Genomic DNA, 19301 nt, shown 5'->3' on the forward strand with positions numbered 1-19301 from the left:
ATATGCTGTATTTCTTTTTATTAAGATTTTGGCTCTTTGAGTTTTACACAATTTCCGTGACCGTATTTTATAAGCAGCCGAAAAGGCTGATTTATACGAGTGTAGTCGGATCAATTACTGAACGAACTTCCACGCACGAGCTCATGTTTATGTTTACAATTAAGGACGAGCAATCATTCCGCGCAAACTTTGGAAGAGTTGACGCTTTTACAGCCTATCGACTCGATGATTTTCATGACAGGTATAACGATTTAGAATGTTTGTGGTAAGGAGTCTATCGATTTAAAATCGATAGACTCCTTACCTGATCTAAGCTCTATTTCAAACTACTATTAAGCCTGATTGCCATGTGCGCACCACAAAGGTTTAAGCCGAATAACTTGTTCCTTCGGTTCCATCCTCCACTTTATAGACCTTGCAAGCCAACCCTCTGAGTTGGAAGTTGCCTTGTTCCTTATCACAGTATTCGTCAGAGTCATGAAGTATGACCGCATCCGCCGATTTCCAGAGACTCGATAACGCCGCACCAGGTTCTTCACTTCCTGTTGTTTCCGGGTACCACCAGCCATGAGGAACCCTGACTACGTTAGGATGTGTGTCATTACTGAGCCACGACCTGAGTTTGATTCTTTTTCCGCTAGTTGATTCCACCCATGCCCAATCCCCATCCGACAGGTCTATATCGTAGGCCGTATCCGGATGGATTTGCATGCGGGGATCCGGCTCGCGGCTACGCAGCTCTTTAGTGGATCGGCCTAGGCCAAAACTGTGAAACCAATAGTTTTCGCGCATGCCGGTGAAAAAAGTCAACGGATGCGTCTTAGCCAACTCCGGTTTCCTCACATGGCTTTCCGGTGGTTCAACCCAACTAGGCAAGGGATCATAGCCTAGCTCTTCGAAAATGCTTGAATAGAGTTCAACTTTTCCGCTAGGTGTGCCAAAGCCGGTTTGTTCGTATTTCTTGAAAGTTATTTCAGGCGCGGAAGCCCGAACCTGGGTTGATAATTTTTCCCATGTTAATCCCGCAGGCTTTAACCGTTCATCGTACGCCTCTTCCATGCTTGCCGGCCAATCCTTTTCTTGTCCCAGACGAACGCCAAGCTCACGCCATAGCATCCAGTCGTGCATACATTCTCCTGGCGCCTCCACTGCTTGCTCTCCCCCTTGATAGATTGGAATCCAATCCCAGTAATTGAACAGGTTCGGTCTTTCCAGCCAATGTGTGGCCGGCAGAATATAATCGGCGAGTTGGGCCGTGGGCGACTTGATAAGATCCATAACCACTAACAAATCCAGGTTCATCAACCCTTCGTAAATGTGAGTGGTGTTGGGGTAACTGTTTAAGGTGTTGTTACATTGCGATATAAGTGCCCTCAAGCGGTAAGGCTTGCCTGTTTTCATCGCTTCCCACATGCTTGCAGGGTGCGCCATCGCGCCGCCGGATACCTGGTTTGAATATTTTTTGCCCCAAACCTTTTCCATTGCTGGGCCGGTCTTTTCGAGTGTTTCCCAGCTCAAGAGCTTAAAGCGGTCAACACCGAGTTGTTTCTTGCGTTGTTCAGGCGATAGCCTCTCATTGAGTTCGAATTCATCATCCGATGAAATTTCCGGATGGTACCCCATTAACAGTTCGCCCCCGGGTACATCGAGATTACCGGTGATGGATCTCAATATGGTTAAGGCTCGTAAAGTCTGGGTGCTATTGGCATGGTGATCCGGTACTGCTCCCCAGGGGATCACAGCGGGACCAGTAGTGGCATACATTCTGGCAGACTCGCGAATCTTATCTGCTGGCGCTCCAGTAATTTCTGACGCCCACTCCGGAGTGTATTCCTTCACTCTTTCAGCGAGTTGTTCAAAACCAACCGTCCATTTTTCTACAAATTCTTTGTCATAGAGGTCTTCTTCGATGATCACATTAATCCAGGCCAGTAAATAGGCACTGTCCGTAGCAGGCTTAACCTGCAGAAAGATGTCCGCTTGATCACTATAGCTATTACGGCGTGGATCTGTGACGATCAGCTTTGCGCCCCTATCCAGGGCACCCTTAATCCACAGGTACTCAGCCGTCCATCTTTGCGGACCCGGAGCGTGGCCTAAAAGTACGATGCATTTGGTATTATGAAAGTCTGGAAACTGCCAAAAGCCGTAAGTCGCTTTACTGGGCACCGTGGAATTGGCTAAACACACGTATCCCGTCCAAGTCCAGTTCGGACTCCCCAGTAAGTTCATAAATCTTCGTGAGGCCGCACCGGCGTTAGAGCTCCAGCCATAAGTGCTGCCAATTGTTTCCGGGCCGTCTTCGGCTATCAACTGCTTCATCTTATCGGCAATCTCATCTAAAGCTTGCTTCATGCTAATTTGTTCCCACTGACCCGAGCCGCGCTCACCGATTCTTTTCAGCGCATGCGTTAATCGGTCTGGATGGGTAATGTACTTATTTGCGTTGGCCCCCTTGACACAGATCGAATTCGGCGTGAGGGCATGATCCGGATTTTTTTTAATTGATTTCACCTTACCGTCTTCAACGGTGACAAGAAGTCCGCAATTGATATCGCAAGTACTGCAGATGGCCCATTTCGTTTCTTTGCTCATTTTTTAGCCTCTCAAAATTTTTCACTGACTAACAATCCTCTTCAACCAGACTTAGTTAATGCTGCTAATTCGCAGTGGCGATATAACGGATGAAACAACATAAATTTAGTCATTCTGGCTTCTTAGATACTGCTTGCCTATAGTCTAATAGATATAGACTATATATGATGACAAGCTGTCGTTAAATGCAACGGTAGAAAAATTAATCTACCTCTTATATTTAATAACATTTTTGTACCTGTTGTAGAAATACTATAGGGGGAATGCCGGTTTGTAAAATACTGTTTATCTATGTTTATATAGGCTAAGACTATTTATTAAATGAGGGTGTAACAGACCTGTTGTTTTATTATTATGGAGCATGGGTTTTTCTAACTTAGAAAAAGACATCCGCAACAGATTTAATACACCGCTCTTTCGCTGAGATTGGCTTAGATGTCCGCTTGGATTGCTTAATCAGTATTTTGGAATCATAAAAGTGACTAAGTACGTGTAATTAGAGCTCGCGCTTGCTGCCATACTCCGCAAAAAAAAGTGATTTTTTCGAGGCCCATTGCAGTTAATAGATCCTTCATTGAAACTTTTCGCCCTATCAATCCACCTTGCTGTATACCGAAAAGTACGTAGTTGCGTTTAACAACAAGCACCGCTTTAATCACTTGGGCAAAATCGACCTCAAGGAAATCCAGTCCGAGCCTTATTTGGATCGGTTGAACTGCGAACTTAGGGATACTCTGCGGGCAATCTGCCAGGACCAGGAAGTCAACCTCTACGCCGCTTACCGTAGCAATAGCGAGGATTGGATCGTCAACTTGGTGCGCGCTGGCATGGGGGTTGCGTTGATGCCGGAGTACAGCCTGCCTGCAAACGCCGATGATGTGCGTTGCCGTTATTTGAGCAATCCGGAAATCAGCCGCCAGATATATGCGATTTATTATCCGAAGAATGAGAAAAATACTGAAATTAAGAACTTACTTACAGTTTTAATCCATAGGTAAACCCTATGTTTTCATAGGTAATTAGTCTTTTACAAATGCGCCTGACTTCTTATAATATTAATTCAGACACATCAATAAAAGGCTTGCGCTCATTAGCTTACCTTCCTAAAGCCAAAAAAATAATTATGTGTCAATCTTATAGCTATATGATAAGGCTATGGAAAGCAGTATAAATACCAAATATTTTGATCTGATTGACTGACTAGGCTTTTCTCAACTTCTTACTCTAAATAAGGTAATTTACGGCGAGACAGGATGTTTGTATCTGAGGTGGAACATAATGAATGATGTGAAAAAAATCTTGTTGGCGCTTGGACTACTTTTTTTATTGGTTCAATTCATTACATTTATACTAGTTGGAACCAAAGGTATTTGGTCTGGCTATTGATTTTTAATAAAGTAAGCCAAGCCTAAACCGAACAGGAAAAGTATTTCAGGCATTTTAACCGTATCAAATCACCTAAGTGAGCTTGTAAATAGTGGTAGCTAACGGCCCTAATTTGATACAGTCCTAATAAAAGGAGGAACAGATTTTGGAAAAAATAAATCAGTACGAATGCCTAACAGAAGCAATCCGTCAAACATTACTATTTGTGTATAAATACAGATACCAATTCGCACTAATTTTGGGGTTTATAATTGCCTTTTTTCCTTCATTAATATTTTTTTTCTACAGTGTTTTCGGTTTAAAGGAATAGCTTCCCATTGTTAATTTAGACCTTAGTTGTGTCAATTCATTAAATGTTATCAGACGATCAATTGATTTGTTGAGCATTTAACGAGAGACAGAAACCTTAAAAAAGACACGTCTTCGAAAAGCATAAGTTCGAAAAGATTGATATGAATGTAAATACCTGTAGAAACCCACGAAAATAAACCATAAGACTTGAAAACATCTACATTTTCAGTCTGGTTTATTTGTGAGTATCTGACCGCTTCAACCCGTACTAGATGATGAGTCGAAGTTCTTTGCAATCAGCCTACAGACATCGCTCAGGGTTCACAATGTAAACAAGATGGCCACGCTTTTTGTACTTTTTTTGTTGTGATTGATTTTGGATTAAGCTCAATGATAGTTCCGAAGCTTAATTGTGTTCAAGAGGGCTTTGCGTATGGTAGCTCATATTTTAAAAATGGTTTGGGCTTTTCTTTTTTTCCAATGCCCATTCCATAACCTTTCTTTACGTTTTGAATGACTGTTTTCAAGGTCTAATCGGACGTAAGCCAGAAATTAATGACGGTCTCTTGAAGGCCGCTATGAATAGTTATCTATCTATAGCAGCCACTGTATAGGGTTAGGGAATGGCTTTCACCGTCCCTCCCTCCGAACCTGGTGATTAGCGAAATCAGAGAGGCAACCTATAAAGCCTGGGTGTTATAGATTTCGAAGCTAACAAAGCGACATGAAAACGAATGTACAAAGAGCGAGCCATCATATGCAGGTGGATGCTATGTAACTTCATTAGCTTCTGTATCTATATGCAATAATCGGTTTAAACAACGCATTCAAGAACAATTATGGCGGCGAGTTGAGCCCCAATTCAGAGGCGGGGACAGAAAATCGGAACAGTTTAATGCCAAGCGAGTCGTTTCTCTTGGTGGAACTACTTCATCCTGAGTGACCGCTTTGGGGACAAGGGGCGGATCATGGTCGGCCTCTGAATGGCCGCTTTACGACTTAAACCTGCCATATACCTATGCTTCCTGTACGTCAGAAATTGGCCGAAATTACCAGTCCAAAGTCCAACAAAATTCGAACTTTTGAGTGTCCGCTTACGATAATAGCATCTGCGGAATTCTACCAAAGCCAGAAGCGGATGGATTGAGGATTGTTGATTTCAATACGTCTCACAGCATAAAAATAAACAATAACAGCATCATTAACGCTGTGGCTCGAATGATAGTGGACTTCATCGCCATGATCGAGATACTGTTTTCGCCCCACATTTTGAATTGACTCCAGCTTATAAAGGCGAGCCATAAAAAAAGCAGGATTGCGATAATCGACTGTATCGCAGTTTTTAGTTCTTGATAGCCAACGCCGCCGGTGCTGTTTGTGAATGCAGTCGAAGGATTTATCAACGGTTGCCAGACAGTGAGGGCTGACGGTTGAACGCTATTATTCCCACCCCCCGGACTAACGGGACCGGCACTGACTCCGGCGGTAACATTGCCGGTAATCGCTGCCAGGTTATAACCATTAAACGTCGAAATGTAATGGGTAATGGCGGTGTTATTGCCATCACTGGGGATTTGCGCGCCGTTTGTTTGTAAAAACGTTTTAAGCCCTCCGACCCCGACCAGGTGAGCGCCGGCCAATAAACCCGATTCGGTCATGACGATACCGGCTATCGTTTGGCCTACATAGTGATCCAACCCTAAATTGCTTATATAACCCCACTGCTTGATGTTGTAATCTTTGATCGCTTGGGTTTGCACTGCGGCGTTCGCTAAAAAGTCGGCTTTGCTGTGTATCCCGTTCTTCCCGGTCCAGTTACCTGTCCAGTCATTGGCATCCGGCGTCTGATCTTTTTGATAATACCCGGCATCGACCAAGGCGCTCTCCCCCATCTGATAACTGCCTAAATAACCGTATTTGTTGACGCTGGTGGGATTGCTGCCGGATTCTCTGGCACTGAGCGCCGCCAAATAATCGCTGTATTCGGAAGCCGCCCACGCCACGCCTGAAATGAATAAGCCGATGATCAGTTGTCTGGTTTGCGTCATCACGCTTTACTCTGAGCCGGGTGGGATTTCTTGTAACTGCCCTGCCCGATAACGAAAGTAAAGCACTTCGGTCTGCGTTGGACAGCATAAAGGATCGCTGGGGCCCTGAACTTTCGTTTCGACCGAGAGCGTTCCGGTCGTTTGTACAGGCCTAAATCCCTCCACCATGCCGGTAACCGGTACCGTCGCCAGATTCTGCCATTGATTCTGTTGTTTTGAGACAATGCTCAATTGGTTCCGCCAATAGGTCGGCCCGATGATCGTCCACAAGACCGCCTTTTCTAAACCGGGTTTACCGGCATCTAATTCGACCGGCATGCTCTGTTGGATCTGCACTTCTTCTCGGGTATCCAACTGCTGCCTGAACAGCGCGGTTAATTCCGGATCGGTGATTTCTGCTGTTGCGATGTGTACACATATGCCGAACATTACAATGACGGACAGTATCTTTCTGATCATGTAATCATCCTCACTTGCCTAAATGATTTGAAATACCCACGACTGAGCGTGCGTAATTGTTTGCTCTGCGTTTCTGCTGTAAATTGGTACCTGGCGAATGATAACGCCCGATCGCCTCGAACCAGTCTTGGCTTTCTCGGTACTCCGATGCCAGTATTTTCGCCCCGGTACGGACATTGTGGTAGGGATCGAGCGCCTGCCACGGATTGCCTAACTTGTCTTGGTGATAGCGCCAATTGACCTGCATCAGTCCGACATCGATCGACCGGATACCCTGTTTCAAATACTGCGTGAGTCCGATATAGGCTGCGATTCGGGTCGGGTATCTTCTCGGGACACCCGCCACGTTCAGCGTCCACGGCCAGGGACGGGTTTGCCGGCTACGCAATCGCATCCGGCTTTCTTGCAGCGCCACGCTGTAGAGCACACGAGGCGGGATTCCGTACTCGTGTGCAATCTGTCGGTAACTCGATGGGATAGCCTCCGCATGGAGCGGAGTACCGGATAATGACAGTCCGATACTCAATACGACTCCCCCTACCTTAGTCATCATCGGACATTACGTGTTATTCGATTTATTCGCGGAGAGCTTGCCGATGACTGTCGGAATAACGTTGTTCAATAACGTGTCGACAACCCATTCCCGTGCCTCGCGTTCTTCGGTAAAGTAAATGACCAAGCTAAACACGCCGAACGTCGAGCACGGAATGATTTTCCATCCCTCGCTCATGCTGAGAACCGGGATGATATCGCGTGTGGCGCAATCGACCCTGCGCTCTATTTCATAAAAAACGGCCCGTTGCACATCGTTGAGTCGGCGACCGGTATTGAGGTAGTGAGCTAACAGCTGATTGAAACAAAAATCCAGCACCAAATAGCGTTCCGCGCGGCGTTCCTGAATATGGCCCCACGTAAATTCGTAACCTTCGGCACTGTTATATTGATTTAATGGGTAAGTATCATTCATGCGTTTTCTGGCTACCAACTTAAAACGGGACAAATTGTTAGGCTTAACCGTTCGCCCTGAGCAAAGTAAGCGCCCTTCGGGCGCATGGCGTTACCATGAAACAGTCGCTGTTTGAAGCGATTTTTAGTTTTTTTGTGAGCTTGTAAGTCGTTGAATTTATAAGCATAAATAGCTGTTTCTTGAGAGCTTGTCGAAGGGTGGACGGTTAAGCCGATCATGGTTCGACAAGCTCACCACGAACGGCTTAACCTCAGGCTGTCCCGGCTTAAGTTGGTAGCCCGTTTTCTTAAACTCATTTCTTCATGTATCGATTGAGGTATCGATTCCGGTAGCGTCAACCGATGTTTTTCGCGCCTGCTGAATCGGTGATTACTGGCTGTATCGATGGACAGTGTTTGTTGTTGCGGCATTTTTATAGGTTGATTACGGTTAACGAGTGGGCATCCATTGTGAACGCTACAGGCACCCCCTGATCGACTTTATGTGTGATTTTTATCAGGTTGCCTTGATCATGATTCAAGGTGATCTTGCCGCTTTTCAGCCGTGATGAGTCAATAGCCAGGTCGATTGCCCATTTTTTGATCTTTTCATCATCCCGCCCCGGCTTTGTGTCGACGAAATACACATCGATTTGATGCGGGTTCAGCGAACGATTGTCCAGTACCCGCCGCATCATTTGTTTGCATTCATGACACTTATCGACTTTGAGAAAAACCAACAAACGGCTGTCCGCTTGTATCGATGCTGTGGCTTGGGTGCCCGAGTGAGGACGTATTTTGTTGATGTCGATCAGTTGAATATCGCCGTACAGTTTCTTGAATGCTTCGCTGTAGGCCGCCTGAAACGCTAAAATGCGTTCGGCATCCTCGAAGCGCATTTGCGCCCACAATTCAGCGTATTTTTTCCGCTCCTGATCGTTTCTGGCGTGGGTGCCAAGGACTTCGATCGGCGAGATAGTGGCCGGGCTGATGCTGCCGCGTATGCCCTGCATCAGTGTTTTATAGCGACTCCATTCCTCGGTGGATAACGACCAGTGCTTACGTTGCGCGTCTTCCGTTTCGACCGGTTTGATTTGGCTATCTCGATACTCGCTAGTGGTTTGCTCCGCGGTCGATGGCATGATCGGTAGCGTTATCAGCGCTAGTAAAGTAATTAGGACACCAACAACAGACGGCTTCGGCATAAGAGTTTCCTTGTTGCCTTAGGACTGTATTGAGAGCACCTTGCGCGCTCCGGACTGATGCGTGAGTGTTACGGTCCCCCTTACATTATTCATCTCGTTGACTGTCCATTGATCGATGGCCTGCCCTAGGGTCAGTTCCAGCAACTGTCCGTTATACCGAAACACGGCATAGAACTCGCTCCCCCATTGATCGATGCTGACCAAGGAAAAAGGAATAGGTGCGATTACAGGACGAGGGTTTAGGTTGGCTTTAGGCTGAGGGTTGGATTTGAATTGCTTGACCGGTTGTTGGCTGGGTTTATTGGGTTTTAGGCGATTCGATAATTGATCGATTTGCAGTTGTTGAGCGATCAGGCGGTCTTGCAATTCCTGGATGAGCGCGTCCTGTTGGTTTTGCCGGCTTTCGTTGGCTGTCTCAAATTCGGTCAGATCGGATTGTAGCTGTTCCAGTTTTTTTAAAGTTTCGCTAGTATCCGACGCAAAGGGCAGGCTGTGCTCTGGATCGGAGTTGTGGGCTTCGGCCAATTTTTCCGTCTCTATTTCAGGCGTCTGTTCCAATTCTTTTGCTGCGCCTATCGTTAGTACTTCGGTATTGTCAGACAATGGCGGAAAAGAAGGTCGACTATCGCTTTCCAGTTCGACCAGATTGGTTGCCGGCTCATCATCGCCTTTTGTTGTAAAAAATAATAGTAGGATGATGACGATAACGGCGGCCAATGCCGCTCCTCCGTATTTCAGCCAAGCCGGAATCGGTTGCAAGTCTATCGTTTCGTCGTTGTTTAGGATGACGTCATTTTCCGGCATGGTTATTCTCCGTTAGCGGCAGCAAAACTTGCATTGTGCTTATGCGTTTCTGCGGTTTGCACGTAATTAATCCGTCGTCTGATGGGATCGATAATGGGCACAAGTTCCGGCGTGACCAAGACGGTCAGCGCATCGTGTAAGGTCATGGGGCCAAGACGCCGTTGCACGTCGGGCAACGGATTGAGGAACAGCCTGGCAGCGTGTGGATTCAGAATTGGCGGACTTTCGACGCTATAGCCGCTTCGTCTCAGTAGATAATGAACGGTATCCCCGACAGTTTGCAGGTCGTTGGGAATGGTGACGTTGATGAGGACCTGTAACGGTTCTCGTTGCGGGAGCGTCGGGATGGCCGGAACAAACGAGTAGCGACCGGTTTGGACGACTGCGGCAGGTTTGAATTTTTCGCTGATTAATGAATATCGGGTTTCGTTGATTTCCGGAGCGGGTATTTCCGCCGGCGCGACCGTTTTAAGTTCGTTGTTCGGTGCTTTGCCGCCTTGCGTGGCACAGCCGGCGACCAGCGATAGTGCAAAGCACTGGAACAGGATTTTCATGGAAGTTTTCATCATGTCGACTCTGTGATAGCTGGCTTTTGTTACACAGAAGTCTGCGGGTTTGCAGGGATTTCAACAATAAAAAACCCTTTTTACGATTTCATAGGGTTTTACCTTTTCCGGATAGGCCCCTTTCCTTTAGGGCTCCCTTCCCTTCTTCCCTTTGTCCTTTTTCCATTCCTTTTGAAACCATTTTCCGTATCTCTTCCCTTTCTGCCTTTTCCCTTTTCCAGCCCTTTCCCATTTTCATTGGCCGATATTATTGAATGAATGTGTATATGCAAGCCGTAAGGATGTTTGCGTAAAATAAGCAGTAGCGCCCGGGTTGATTTGACCTTCGTTTCTGGATGTCTCAGAATTCGGAAAAAATTACGCTAAATTTTCATTAGCCAGCATTCACCCACCAATTGTAAAAACCAGCCCAAATCCGTCGTATAGTCTTTATAAATCCGTTCAGCATGCGGTTGCCTGCTTCAATCGAATTACGTGGACATATTGGGTAAGTTCGGGGATTCGATGATGGTGTTGGACTTTCCGGCGGTGATAGCCACAATGGCTTGGGTTTTGGGAGGTGGATGTTTTGTGACTCGGAGTAAAGTCGCTCGTCGGCCCACAAGAACCACTCAACCCATATTTCCGAATGGCTAAGTATGAACCCATTCTTGCCAGTCGCGTTTCTCAAAACAGGCCAGTCAGCCAAATCCAAATTCTGCGAGCTAGAGGTCTACAAAGCAGCCATTGATCATCGTAGCTAACGGCCACTTTGCGACATTCAGACAGATGAAAAACATTGTTTGTAAGCGGCTGGTTTTGGCACCTAAGCTGACTTTGATGCCTATTTCCGTAAATGCATGGACTTGAGTTCACGTCTCCGGCTTCACAGCAATTTGCAAAGCCCCTGAAGAAACAGCCAACTCTATTATTTAAGGGACGTTACGGTAGCTTCCAACTCTTTCAAGCAATTCAGGCACAAACATTCGTCATAAAGTTGGCGGACATACTCAATCGTTTCAAAAGACAAACAAATGTTCGAGCAATCACAGCGATGAATGCGATTAGCCTTGCAAATGAATTGCCCCTGACAACGGGGGCAATGTTTCGCTTCATGTTTACTGTCGAAATTTTTTCTGAACAAGGGGGGCCTCTCCAGTGGAAATTCAGCGATTAAAGCGCGCGCCTTCTTACTCTTCAAACAGCTGATTTATGGTAGCCGTCATGATTAAGACTCGACTTTGTAGTTCTGAGCGCTATCGACGGCTATTCCCAAACCAAAGCTCCGCCCGTCTGATATTCGGTCACCCGCGTTTCGAAAAAATTTTTCTCTTTGCGCAGATTGGCTTGCTCGTCCAGCCACGGCAATACGTTTTCGGCCCCGGGGAAGGGTGCGGTCAGGCCGACTTGCCGGGCTCGGCGGTTGGCGACGTAGCGGAATTGCTCGATGTGCAATCCGGCGTTGTAGCCCAAGATCGGCTCGCGCAGGATGTAGCCGGCATAGGCCGTTTCGACGACTTCGGCTTCGTCCCACATTTCCCTTAGCGCTTGCGGGTCGAGCGTCAGGTTTTCTTCATCCAGCAGTTGCCGCACCACGCGGATGCCGAACGCGCAGTGCAGCACTTCGTCACGCATGATGTATTGCAGTTGCTCGGCCGCGCCTTTCATCAAACCTCGCCGCTGCAACGCGAATATCGGACTGAAGCCGTTGTAAAACCAGCAGCCCTCGAACACGGCGGCGAAAAACAGATAGGCCATCGCGAATTCGTGCAGCGCGTCGCGATCGGTCAACGGCCTGTCGGATTGCAACACACCCTGCAAGCGGCGGTTGGCCAAGGCAATCTTGCCGTGGATTTCCGGCACCACCCGGTAGCGGTTGTAAATCTCGCGCTGGTCGATCCCCAAGGTTTCGATGCAATGCTGGTAGGTCCAAGTGTGCAGCGCTTCCTCGTAAACTTGCCGGGCCTGGTAGATTTGCAGTTCCGGCGCGCTCATTTTTTCCATCACCGCCAGTCCGATATTGCGCATCGCCAGGATGTCGGAGGTAGTAAGATAAGCGAGTACGTTCTCGAATACGTGGCGCTCAGCCGATGTCAATTTGTGCTGGTAATCGTGCACATCCTGCGCCATCGAGATTTCCAGCGGCGTCCAATGGTTGCGGTTGGCGTTTAGAAAAAACGACCAAGCCCACGGGTACTTGAACGGGGCCAGTTGATTGATGTCGGCCTGGCCGTTGACCACCCGTTTTTGTTCGGGGTCGATGGGCGGCACCGTACAACCGTCCGGTGAGGCCGATATTGCGGCGGTTGCCTGGAATTCACCGATCGCCGGCGCCGCCGAAACATCCCAATCGTCAAAGCTTAACGTCGTTTTCATTGGCAGGCCTCGCAATCCGGATCAGCAATCGAGCAGGCCTTGGGCGCCGTTTCGTCGGCGCCGGTTTTTTCCATCGCGGTGGCGCCCAAGGTGCGTAAATAATACGTCGTCTTCAAGCCGCGTTGCCAGGCCAGTCGGTACATCCGGTCCAGTTTGCCGCCGGTCGGCGCGGCGACGTACAAATTTAGCGATTGCGATTGGTCCAACCATTTCTGCCGGCGGGCGGCAGCTTCGATCAGCATTTCCGGGTCGATTTCGAAGGCCGTGGCATAGCGGGCTTTGATTTCGGCCGGCACCCGCTCGATGGCGGCTAGCGAGCCGTCGAAGTATTTCAGGTCGGCGACCATCACCGCATCCCATAAATCCAGTGCTTTCAACTCGCGTACCAATGCGGCGTTGACCACCGTGAACTCGCCGGACAGATTGGATTTGACGTATAGATTCTGATAAACGGGCTCGATGGACGCCGAAACGCCGACGATGTTGGAAATGGTCGCGGTCGGCGCAATCGCCACGCAATTGGAGTTGCGCATGCCGACTTGGGCGATGCGCTCGCGCAACGCTTGCCAATCCAACTGCCCGCCGGTCGGCACACCCAAGTCGCCGCGCGTTTCCGCCAAGAGCGCCAAGGTATCCGGCGGTAACACGCCTTGCTGCCATAAACTGCCGTTAAAGCTGCTGTAACGTCCGCGTTGCTCGGCCAAATCGGCTGAAGCCTGATAGGCGTAATAACACAGCAATTCGGCCGAATAGTCGGCGAATGCCACCGCTTCCGGGCTGGCGTAAGCGATGCCCAGTTGGTGCAAACAATTGGAGAAGCCCATCATGCCCAGTCCGACCGGGCGGTGGCGCAGGTTGGCGTTACGCGCTTTGACTGTGGCGTAGAAATTGATGTCGATGACGTTGTCCAACATGCGCATCGCGGTGTTAATGGTGCGTTGCAGTTTGTCGGCATCCAGTTGCCAAACCCCGTTATGTTCGACTAAATGCGCGGCCAGATTCACCGAGCCCAGATTGCAAACGGCGGTTTCATCATTGGACGTGTTCAGCGTGATTTCGGTGCACAGGTTGGAGCTGTGGATTACCCCTGCGTGTTGTTGCGGCGAACGCAGATTGCAGGCGTCCTTGAAGGTAATCCACGGATGGCCGGTTTCGAACAGCATGGTCAGCATCTTGCGCCACAATGGCACCGCGCCGATGCGCTTGAATAACTTGATTTCGCCGCGCTCGGCCTTGGCCTCGTAGGCTTGATAAGCCTCGGCGAAGGCCGCACCGTACAAATCGTGCAAATCCGGCACGTCCACCGGCGAAAACAAAGTCCAATCGCCGTTTTCCCGCACCCGTTGCATGAACAGATCCGACACCCAGGCGGCGGTATTCATGTCGTGGCAACGGCGACGCTCGTCGCCGGTGTTTTTGCGCAGTTCCAGAAATTCCTCGAAATCCAGATGCCAGTTTTCCAGGTAGGCGCAAACCGCACCCTTGCGCTTGCCGCCTTGGTTGACTGCGACGGCGGTATCGTTGACCACCTTTAGGAATGGAATCACGCCCTGGCTGTTGCCGTTGGTGCCCTTGATCCGGCTGCCCAGCGCCCGCACCGGCGTCCAGTCGTTGCCCAGGCCGCCGGCGTATTTTTGCAGCAGCGCGTTTTCCTTGATGCTTTGGTAAATGCCGTCCAGATCGTCGGAGACCGTGGTCAAGTAGCAAGACGACAATTGCGGGTGACGGGTGCCGCTGTTAAATAAGGTCGGCGTCGAGCACATGAAATCAAAGCCGGACAGCAGCCGGTAGAATTCGATCGCGCGCGTTTCGCGGTCAATTTCGTTGAGCGCCAGTCCCATCGCCACCCGCATGAAAAAGCACTGCGGCAACTCGATGCGGCGGCCGTCGATATGCAAAAAGTAACGGTCGTACAGGGTTTGCAGGCCCAAGTAATCGAATTGCAGATCGCGTTCGGCCAGTAGCGCTCCACCCAGTTTTTCCAGATCGAACTCGGCCAGACGCGGATCGAGTAACTCGGCGGCGACGCCGGTTGCGATGAAGTCGGCGTAGCAGCCGGCGTAGCGTTCGGCCATATCGGCTTGGCTCAATGCCGAGCCGGTGGCTTCCAGGCGCAGATGGCTCAACAGCAAACGCGCGGCGACTTTGGCGTAGTCCGGTTCGACTTCGATCAAGGTCCGCGCCGCCAACACCAAGGCCTGACGTACCGATGCCAACGGCATGCCGTCGTAGAGATTGGTCAGGGCTCCCGTCCAGACCCGCTCGGCATCGACATCGGCCAAGCCGGCGCAAGCTTCGCGGCACAACGCGATGAACGCTGCACTGTCCAGCGGTCGGCGTCGGCCGTGGTCGTCCACTTGCAAAGACGGTGATGCATTGTCGATGGCTTGCCGGGCCGCGCGTTGCTCGGCGTGTTTTTCGCGGTACAGCACGTAAGCGCGGGCCACGTCGTGGGCGCCGGAACGCATCAGCGCCAGTTCCACTTGGTCCTGAATATCCTCGATATGTATCGTACCGCCGCCCGGCAGGCGCCGAGTCAATGCCTCGACCACGCCGGCCGTGAGCTGCGCGACCTGATCGCGAGTCCGCGCCGAATTGACGCTATGCTGGCCCTCGACTGCGAGAAAGGCTTTGGTGATCGCGATGGCGATTTTTTCCGGCTGAAATGTGGCCACGGAACGGTTGCGGCGAATGACTTCCAAGCCGTTCCCCTCCGAGCGCGGCACTGAATGTTTAAAGGACTCGGCAGAGTCGGGATAAAAACTGGCGGGTTGAGCGGCGGTATCCATGGGTTACTCCATTGAGGAGCGGGGATATGAAGCCGCAACGGCAGGCGCGACACGGAAGCCGAAATAGCCCGAACCGCATTATTTGCCATCGTCCTCGGAGACACCCCGCTCCCGGTTGATTAAAGTTTCGAGGGCAGGTCTCCTGGCTTTCGGGTCGTCGTTTCGGTTCGGCCTTCCCGGACTCGCGTCCAGTGGCACATGGTGAACCTCAACTCGCCGATTACAGTTGCGGGGGCAGCTCCGGCTTGCAGGCGATCATGCAAAAGAAGCAAAATCGCCGACCGGATTCCCTTTTAATCCCCTTCGGGGGGAACCGTCTTGGCGCAGTAGTTTAGGCGGGTATGGCGAATGTGTCAAGCTAGGATTACTATATGTAGTGATTTTTATAGGCCAATCTGTCTACATATTGTGCATTCATTGACCCTTCAAGCAAACCCAACTTTTGGATCCAGGCCACCAATCAAACAAATACTGTAGGATTTTCAGGTTTAACGGCCCTTTTGAAGCCAATCTATGACAGCAGCTAGGCTAAAGCGTCATCTAGCGCCATCGCGGCATGTTCCACCAACCAACGTAAATACTCCAACTCGGCATCCTCGTGCCGACAAGCCAAATACATGGTTTTAGCTATGGGTAGACCAGCGAAACGCAGGCCGGTCAGGCCCAGTTTGTCGGATTTGTCGGCCAGCAGCCATTCCGGCAGCAGGCACACGCCGCGACCGGCGGCGGCTAGTTGCAGCATGATGTCGGTTTCCTCGACCGGGATATGGGCGGCGGGTTCGATGCCGGCCGGTTGCAGCACCTTACGGAACATGTCCAGCCGCTCGCGCGCCACCGGGTAAGTCAGCACGGTTTCGCCGCGCAAATCGTCGGGCTTGATTTCGGCGCGGCCGGCCAGCGGATGGCTGTCGGCCACGATCAATACCAATTCGAAATCGAACAGCGTCTGGTAGCTGAGCAGGCCGTTATCGACCGGGTCCGAGGTCAACACCGCATCCAGTTTGTATTGGCGGATGGCTTCGAACGATTCGAAGCGGTAGCGCGAGGTGACTTCGACGGTCAAGTCCGGCCACGCGCGCAGATAGGGTTGCAGAATGTTGCGAAACCACTCGTAGCAGGCATGGCATTCGATGCCTATCGTCAATTTACCGGTCTTGCCTTTGGCTAGCTGCGCCAAATGGTTTTCCGCCGAATCGACGGTGGCGATGACGGATTCTGCGACCTCGGACATATAACGCCCGGCCTGGCTCAATACCAGCGAGCGGCCCTGCTTGTACCACAGTGTGACACCCAGGCGTTGTTCCAGGTTTTTGATTTGATGCGACAGCGCCGATTGGGTCAGATGCAGGGTTTCGGCGGAGGCGCTGAGGGTGCCGTGGCGTTTTAACGCCAGCAGGATGCGCAGGTGGATCAATTCCATATTGATGAATATATCTCATGAGTTGATGAAGAATCATCGATTATCGTCATTCATTTGTCTGTTTACAATGTTTTCTGTGTCAAACATTCAACAGACGGTATTTATTCATGACGAAAATTCACAATTTGGGCTTTCCCCGTATCGGCGCCAAGCGCGAGCTAAAGTTTGCCTTAGAGTCGTACTGGCAAGGTCTATCCTCGCGCGAGGATCTTAAATCACTCGGCCAACAGTTACGCCGGCGTCATTGGCAATTGCAGGCCGGACTGGATTGGGCGCCGGTCGGCGACTTCGCCTTTTACGACCAAGTGCTGGACATGAGCTTTACCTTGGGCAACCTGCCTGAGCGGGTGCAACAATTCCACGGCGACGCGTTGGACAATTACTTTCGGGTCGCCCGCGGCCGTTCGGCACAAGCCGCGGACGAAGCCGCTGGTTGCGGCGGCGTCGCCGCCGGCGAAATGACCAAGTGGTTCGACACCAACTATCACTACATTGTCCCTGAGTTCAACGCCGCCACCGAATTCAAGCTGGATGCGTCCCGGCTGCTGGAGCAACTGGCAGAGGCCAAGGCCCAAGGCGTCGCCGCCAAGCCGGTGATCATCGGCCCGGTTACCTATTTGTGGTTAGGCAAGGCCAAGGACGACTCCGAGAAACTGGCGCTGTTGCCCAAACTGCTGCCGGTTTACGCGCAATTGCTGGAAGCGCTGGCGAATGCAGGCGTCGAATGGGTGCAGATCGACGAACCGATTCTGGTCACCGAACTCGATGACGCCTGGCAAAATGCTTTTAACACCGCCTATCAACAATTGCAGGCCTGCCGCGTCAAGCTGTTGCTGGTGACCTATTTCGGCCAACTGGTGGAAAACCGCAATCTCACCGTCAACTTGCCGGTGGCCGGTTTGCACGTCGATGCCGTCAACGGCCGCGATGATGTCGAAGCGTTGCTCGAGCAATGGCCCGCGGACAAAGTATTATCGCTCGGCGTCATCAATGGCCGCAACATCTGGAAAACCGACCTCAACGCGGTGCTGGATAGTCTGGAACCGATTGCTCAACAACTGGGCGAACGCCTGTGGCTGGCACCGTCGTGCTCGCTGCTGCATGTGCCGGTCGATCTGGACAACGAGCAGAAACTCGACGCCGAAATCAAATCCTGGCTGGCCTTTGCCAAACAGAAGCTCGGCGAATTGCGCGTGCTGGGTAAGGCGCTGAACCAAGGGCGTGATGCAGTCAAAGCCGAACTGGAGGACAACCGCGCCGCCATCGAAGCCCGCCACAATTCGGCGCGGGTCAACAATCCGTCGGTCAAGGCGGCGCTGGCCGACATCACCTCGCAACTGGCCCGGCGCAAAAGCCCGTATGCGCAACGCGCACTCAAGCAGGCCGCGCTACTAAAACTGCCCAAGTTTCCCACTACGACCATCGGTTCTTTCCCGCAGACGTCGGAAATCCGCCTGGCCCGCAGCCAGTTCAAGTCCGGCAAACTGGACCAAGCCGGCTATCAAGCCGCGATGCGCGGCGAAATTGCGCGTTGCGTGCGTGAACAGGAAGCGCTCGGTTTGGACGTTTTCGTGCATGGCGAAGCCGAACGCAACGACATGGTGGAATACTTCGGCGAACAACTAGCCGGCTACGCCTTCAGCCAATCCGGTTGGGTGCAGTCTTACGGCTCGCGTTGCGTCAAACCGCCCATCCTGTTCGGCGACATCAGCCGCCCGCGCCCGATGACCGTCGAATGGATCGGCTACGCCCAATCCCTGACCGACAAACCGATGAAAGGCATGTTGACCGGTCCTGTGACCATTTTGAACTGGTCATTCGTGCGCGACGACCAGTCGCGTTCGGTCACCTGCAAGCAACTGGCCCTGGCCATCCGCGCGGAAGTGCTGGATTTGGAAAAAGCCGGTATCGGCGTGATTCAAATCGACGAAGCCGCCCTACGCGAAGGTTTGCCGTTACGCCGATCGCAATGGCAGGCGTATCTGGAGTGGGCGGTGGAAGCGTTCCGTATCGCGACGGGCGGCGTGGCCGACGAGACGCAGATACACACTCACATGTGTTACTCCGAGTTCAACGACATCATCGCCGCCATCGCCGACATGGACGCAGACGCCATTACCATCGAGACTTCGCGTTCCGACATGGAGTTACTGGATGCCTTCGAGCATTTCAACTACCCGAACGGCATCGGTCCCGGCGTCTACGACATCCATTCGCCCAATATTCCGAGCGAGCAGCATATCGTGGCGCTGATGCGCAAGGCCGCCGAACGCATTCCGGCCGAACAATTGTGGGTCAACCCGGACTGCGGCCTGAAAACCCGCCAGTGGCATGAGGTGATACCGGCGCTGACCCGGATGGTGGCCGCCGCCAAAACCTTGCGTGCCACGCTAGGCTGATCGGCGCCTTTTGATGTATCGAACGCCCCGGTGCCTTCT

The 19301-nt window shown here is 51.2% G+C and carries 16 protein-coding genes and 1 riboswitch; of the genes, 2 read left to right on the forward strand and 14 right to left on the reverse strand.

What is annotated here, in order from left to right; all coding sequences use genetic code 11:
• Positions 1-366: 366 nt before the first annotated feature.
• Entirely contained in the window at positions 367-2595 is a 2229-nt protein-coding gene (locus tag ACINK7_RS17270) for a molybdopterin-dependent oxidoreductase (protein WP_036254069.1), read from the reverse strand.
• Positions 2596-3197: 602 nt separating this feature from the next.
• Between ACINK7_RS17270 and ACINK7_RS17275 the strand changes: the two genes are divergently transcribed.
• Positions 3198-3593, forward strand: a complete 396-nt coding sequence (locus ACINK7_RS17275; protein WP_369798238.1) for a LysR family transcriptional regulator substrate-binding protein — start codon at positions 3198-3200, stop codon at positions 3591-3593.
• A 1848-nt stretch (positions 3594-5441) separates the two neighbouring features.
• On the opposite strand, the gene ACINK7_RS17280 is transcribed toward ACINK7_RS17275, so the two are convergent.
• From ACINK7_RS17280 to ACINK7_RS17340, 13 genes are all read right to left on the reverse strand, one after another.
• Positions 5442-6320: a TIGR03758 family integrating conjugative element protein gene (locus ACINK7_RS17280; protein WP_404361473.1), complete on the reverse strand. Its 879-nt coding sequence runs from the start codon at positions 6318-6320 to the stop codon at positions 5442-5444.
• Between the two features lie 6 nt (positions 6321-6326).
• Positions 6327-6779 carry a hypothetical protein gene (locus tag ACINK7_RS17285; RefSeq protein WP_404357155.1) on the reverse strand — a complete coding sequence of 151 codons (453 nt, stop codon included), beginning with the start codon at positions 6777-6779 and terminating at the stop codon, positions 6327-6329.
• Between the two features lie 10 nt (positions 6780-6789).
• Complete coding sequence (locus ACINK7_RS17290; RefSeq protein WP_404357156.1) at positions 6790-7332, reverse strand: transglycosylase SLT domain-containing protein; 543 nt, start codon at positions 7330-7332, stop codon at positions 6790-6792.
• A gap of 6 nt (positions 7333-7338) precedes the next feature.
• A complete protein-coding gene (locus ACINK7_RS17295) occupies positions 7339-7746 on the reverse strand; it encodes a hypothetical protein (protein WP_404357158.1) in 408 nt (135 codons plus the stop codon).
• Between the two features lie 230 nt (positions 7747-7976).
• The gene (locus ACINK7_RS17300) at positions 7977-8156 is read right to left on the reverse strand and encodes a hypothetical protein (protein ID WP_404357160.1); all 180 of its coding nucleotides are present in this window, start codon (positions 8154-8156) and stop codon (positions 7977-7979) included.
• Positions 8157-8158: 2 nt separating this feature from the next.
• On the reverse strand, positions 8159-8929 hold the full coding sequence (locus ACINK7_RS17305) for a TIGR03759 family integrating conjugative element protein (RefSeq protein ID WP_404357162.1): 771 nt from the start codon (positions 8927-8929) through the stop codon (positions 8159-8161).
• Positions 8930-8947: 18 nt separating this feature from the next.
• Entirely contained in the window at positions 8948-9733 is a 786-nt protein-coding gene (locus ACINK7_RS17310; RefSeq protein ID WP_404357164.1) for a hypothetical protein, read from the reverse strand.
• A 2-nt stretch (positions 9734-9735) separates the two neighbouring features.
• Positions 9736-10287 (reverse strand): hypothetical protein, encoded by a 552-nt coding sequence (locus tag ACINK7_RS17315; RefSeq protein ID WP_404357166.1) that lies wholly within the window; start codon positions 10285-10287, stop codon positions 9736-9738.
• A gap of 100 nt (positions 10288-10387) precedes the next feature.
• Positions 10388-10537 carry a hypothetical protein gene (locus tag ACINK7_RS17320; RefSeq protein WP_404357168.1) on the reverse strand — a complete coding sequence of 50 codons (150 nt, stop codon included), beginning with the start codon at positions 10535-10537 and terminating at the stop codon, positions 10388-10390.
• A gap of 669 nt (positions 10538-11206) precedes the next feature.
• Positions 11207-11479, reverse strand: a complete 273-nt coding sequence (locus ACINK7_RS17325; RefSeq protein ID WP_404357170.1) for a cysteine-rich CWC family protein — start codon at positions 11477-11479, stop codon at positions 11207-11209.
• Positions 11480-11544: 65 nt separating this feature from the next.
• A complete protein-coding gene (locus ACINK7_RS17330; protein WP_404357172.1) occupies positions 11545-12654 on the reverse strand; it encodes a ribonucleotide-diphosphate reductase subunit beta in 1110 nt (369 codons plus the stop codon).
• Positions 12651-15443 (reverse strand): ribonucleoside-diphosphate reductase subunit alpha, encoded by a 2793-nt coding sequence (locus ACINK7_RS17335; RefSeq protein ID WP_404357173.1) that lies wholly within the window; start codon positions 15441-15443, stop codon positions 12651-12653. Before ACINK7_RS17335 ends, ACINK7_RS17330 begins: the two co-directional genes overlap by 4 nt.
• 114 nt (positions 15444-15557) lie before the next feature.
• Positions 15558-15776, reverse strand: a riboswitch (cobalamin riboswitch).
• Between the two features lie 190 nt (positions 15777-15966).
• A complete protein-coding gene (locus ACINK7_RS17340; RefSeq protein WP_404357175.1) occupies positions 15967-16863 on the reverse strand; it encodes a LysR family transcriptional regulator in 897 nt (298 codons plus the stop codon).
• A 107-nt stretch (positions 16864-16970) separates the two neighbouring features.
• Here ACINK7_RS17340 and metE point away from each other — a divergent pair, with 107 nt between their 5' ends.
• Entirely contained in the window at positions 16971-19262 is a 2292-nt protein-coding gene (metE, locus tag ACINK7_RS17345) for a 5-methyltetrahydropteroyltriglutamate--homocysteine S-methyltransferase (protein WP_404357176.1), read from the forward strand.
• The last annotated feature ends 39 nt before the right edge of the window (positions 19263-19301 follow it).

Origin of the sequence: Methylotuvimicrobium sp. KM1 (assembly GCF_044788715.1) — a bacterium.
Classification (GTDB): domain Bacteria; phylum Pseudomonadota; class Gammaproteobacteria; order Methylococcales; family Methylomonadaceae; genus Methylotuvimicrobium.

Excerpts from the sequence above, each read along its gene's own strand:
- ACINK7_RS17270 (WP_036254069.1), bottom strand. The coding sequence starts at position 2,595 with ATGAGCAAAGAAACGAAATGGGCCATCTGCAGTACTTGCGATATCAAT.
- ACINK7_RS17280 (WP_404361473.1), bottom strand. The coding sequence starts at position 6,320 with ATGACGCAAACCAGACAACTGATCATCGGCTTATTCATTTCAGGCGTG.
- ACINK7_RS17285 (WP_404357155.1), bottom strand. The coding sequence starts at position 6,779 with ATGATCAGAAAGATACTGTCCGTCATTGTAATGTTCGGCATATGTGTA.
- ACINK7_RS17290 (WP_404357156.1), bottom strand. The coding sequence starts at position 7,332 with ATGATGACTAAGGTAGGGGGAGTCGTATTGAGTATCGGACTGTCATTA.
- ACINK7_RS17295 (WP_404357158.1), bottom strand. The coding sequence starts at position 7,746 with ATGAATGATACTTACCCATTAAATCAATATAACAGTGCCGAAGGTTAC.
- ACINK7_RS17300 (WP_404357160.1), bottom strand. The coding sequence starts at position 8,156 with ATGCCGCAACAACAAACACTGTCCATCGATACAGCCAGTAATCACCGA.
- ACINK7_RS17305 (WP_404357162.1), bottom strand. The coding sequence starts at position 8,929 with ATGCCGAAGCCGTCTGTTGTTGGTGTCCTAATTACTTTACTAGCGCTG.
- ACINK7_RS17310 (WP_404357164.1), bottom strand. The coding sequence starts at position 9,733 with ATGCCGGAAAATGACGTCATCCTAAACAACGACGAAACGATAGACTTG.
- ACINK7_RS17315 (WP_404357166.1), bottom strand. The coding sequence starts at position 10,287 with ATGAAAATCCTGTTCCAGTGCTTTGCACTATCGCTGGTCGCCGGCTGT.
- ACINK7_RS17320 (WP_404357168.1), bottom strand. The coding sequence starts at position 10,537 with ATGAAAATGGGAAAGGGCTGGAAAAGGGAAAAGGCAGAAAGGGAAGAG.
- ACINK7_RS17330 (WP_404357172.1), bottom strand. The coding sequence starts at position 12,654 with ATGAAAACGACGTTAAGCTTTGACGATTGGGATGTTTCGGCGGCGCCG.
- ACINK7_RS17335 (WP_404357173.1), bottom strand. The coding sequence starts at position 15,443 with ATGGATACCGCCGCTCAACCCGCCAGTTTTTATCCCGACTCTGCCGAG.
- ACINK7_RS17340 (WP_404357175.1), bottom strand. The coding sequence starts at position 16,863 with ATGGAATTGATCCACCTGCGCATCCTGCTGGCGTTAAAACGCCACGGC.
- metE (WP_404357176.1), top strand. The coding sequence starts at position 16,971 with ATGACGAAAATTCACAATTTGGGCTTTCCCCGTATCGGCGCCAAGCGC.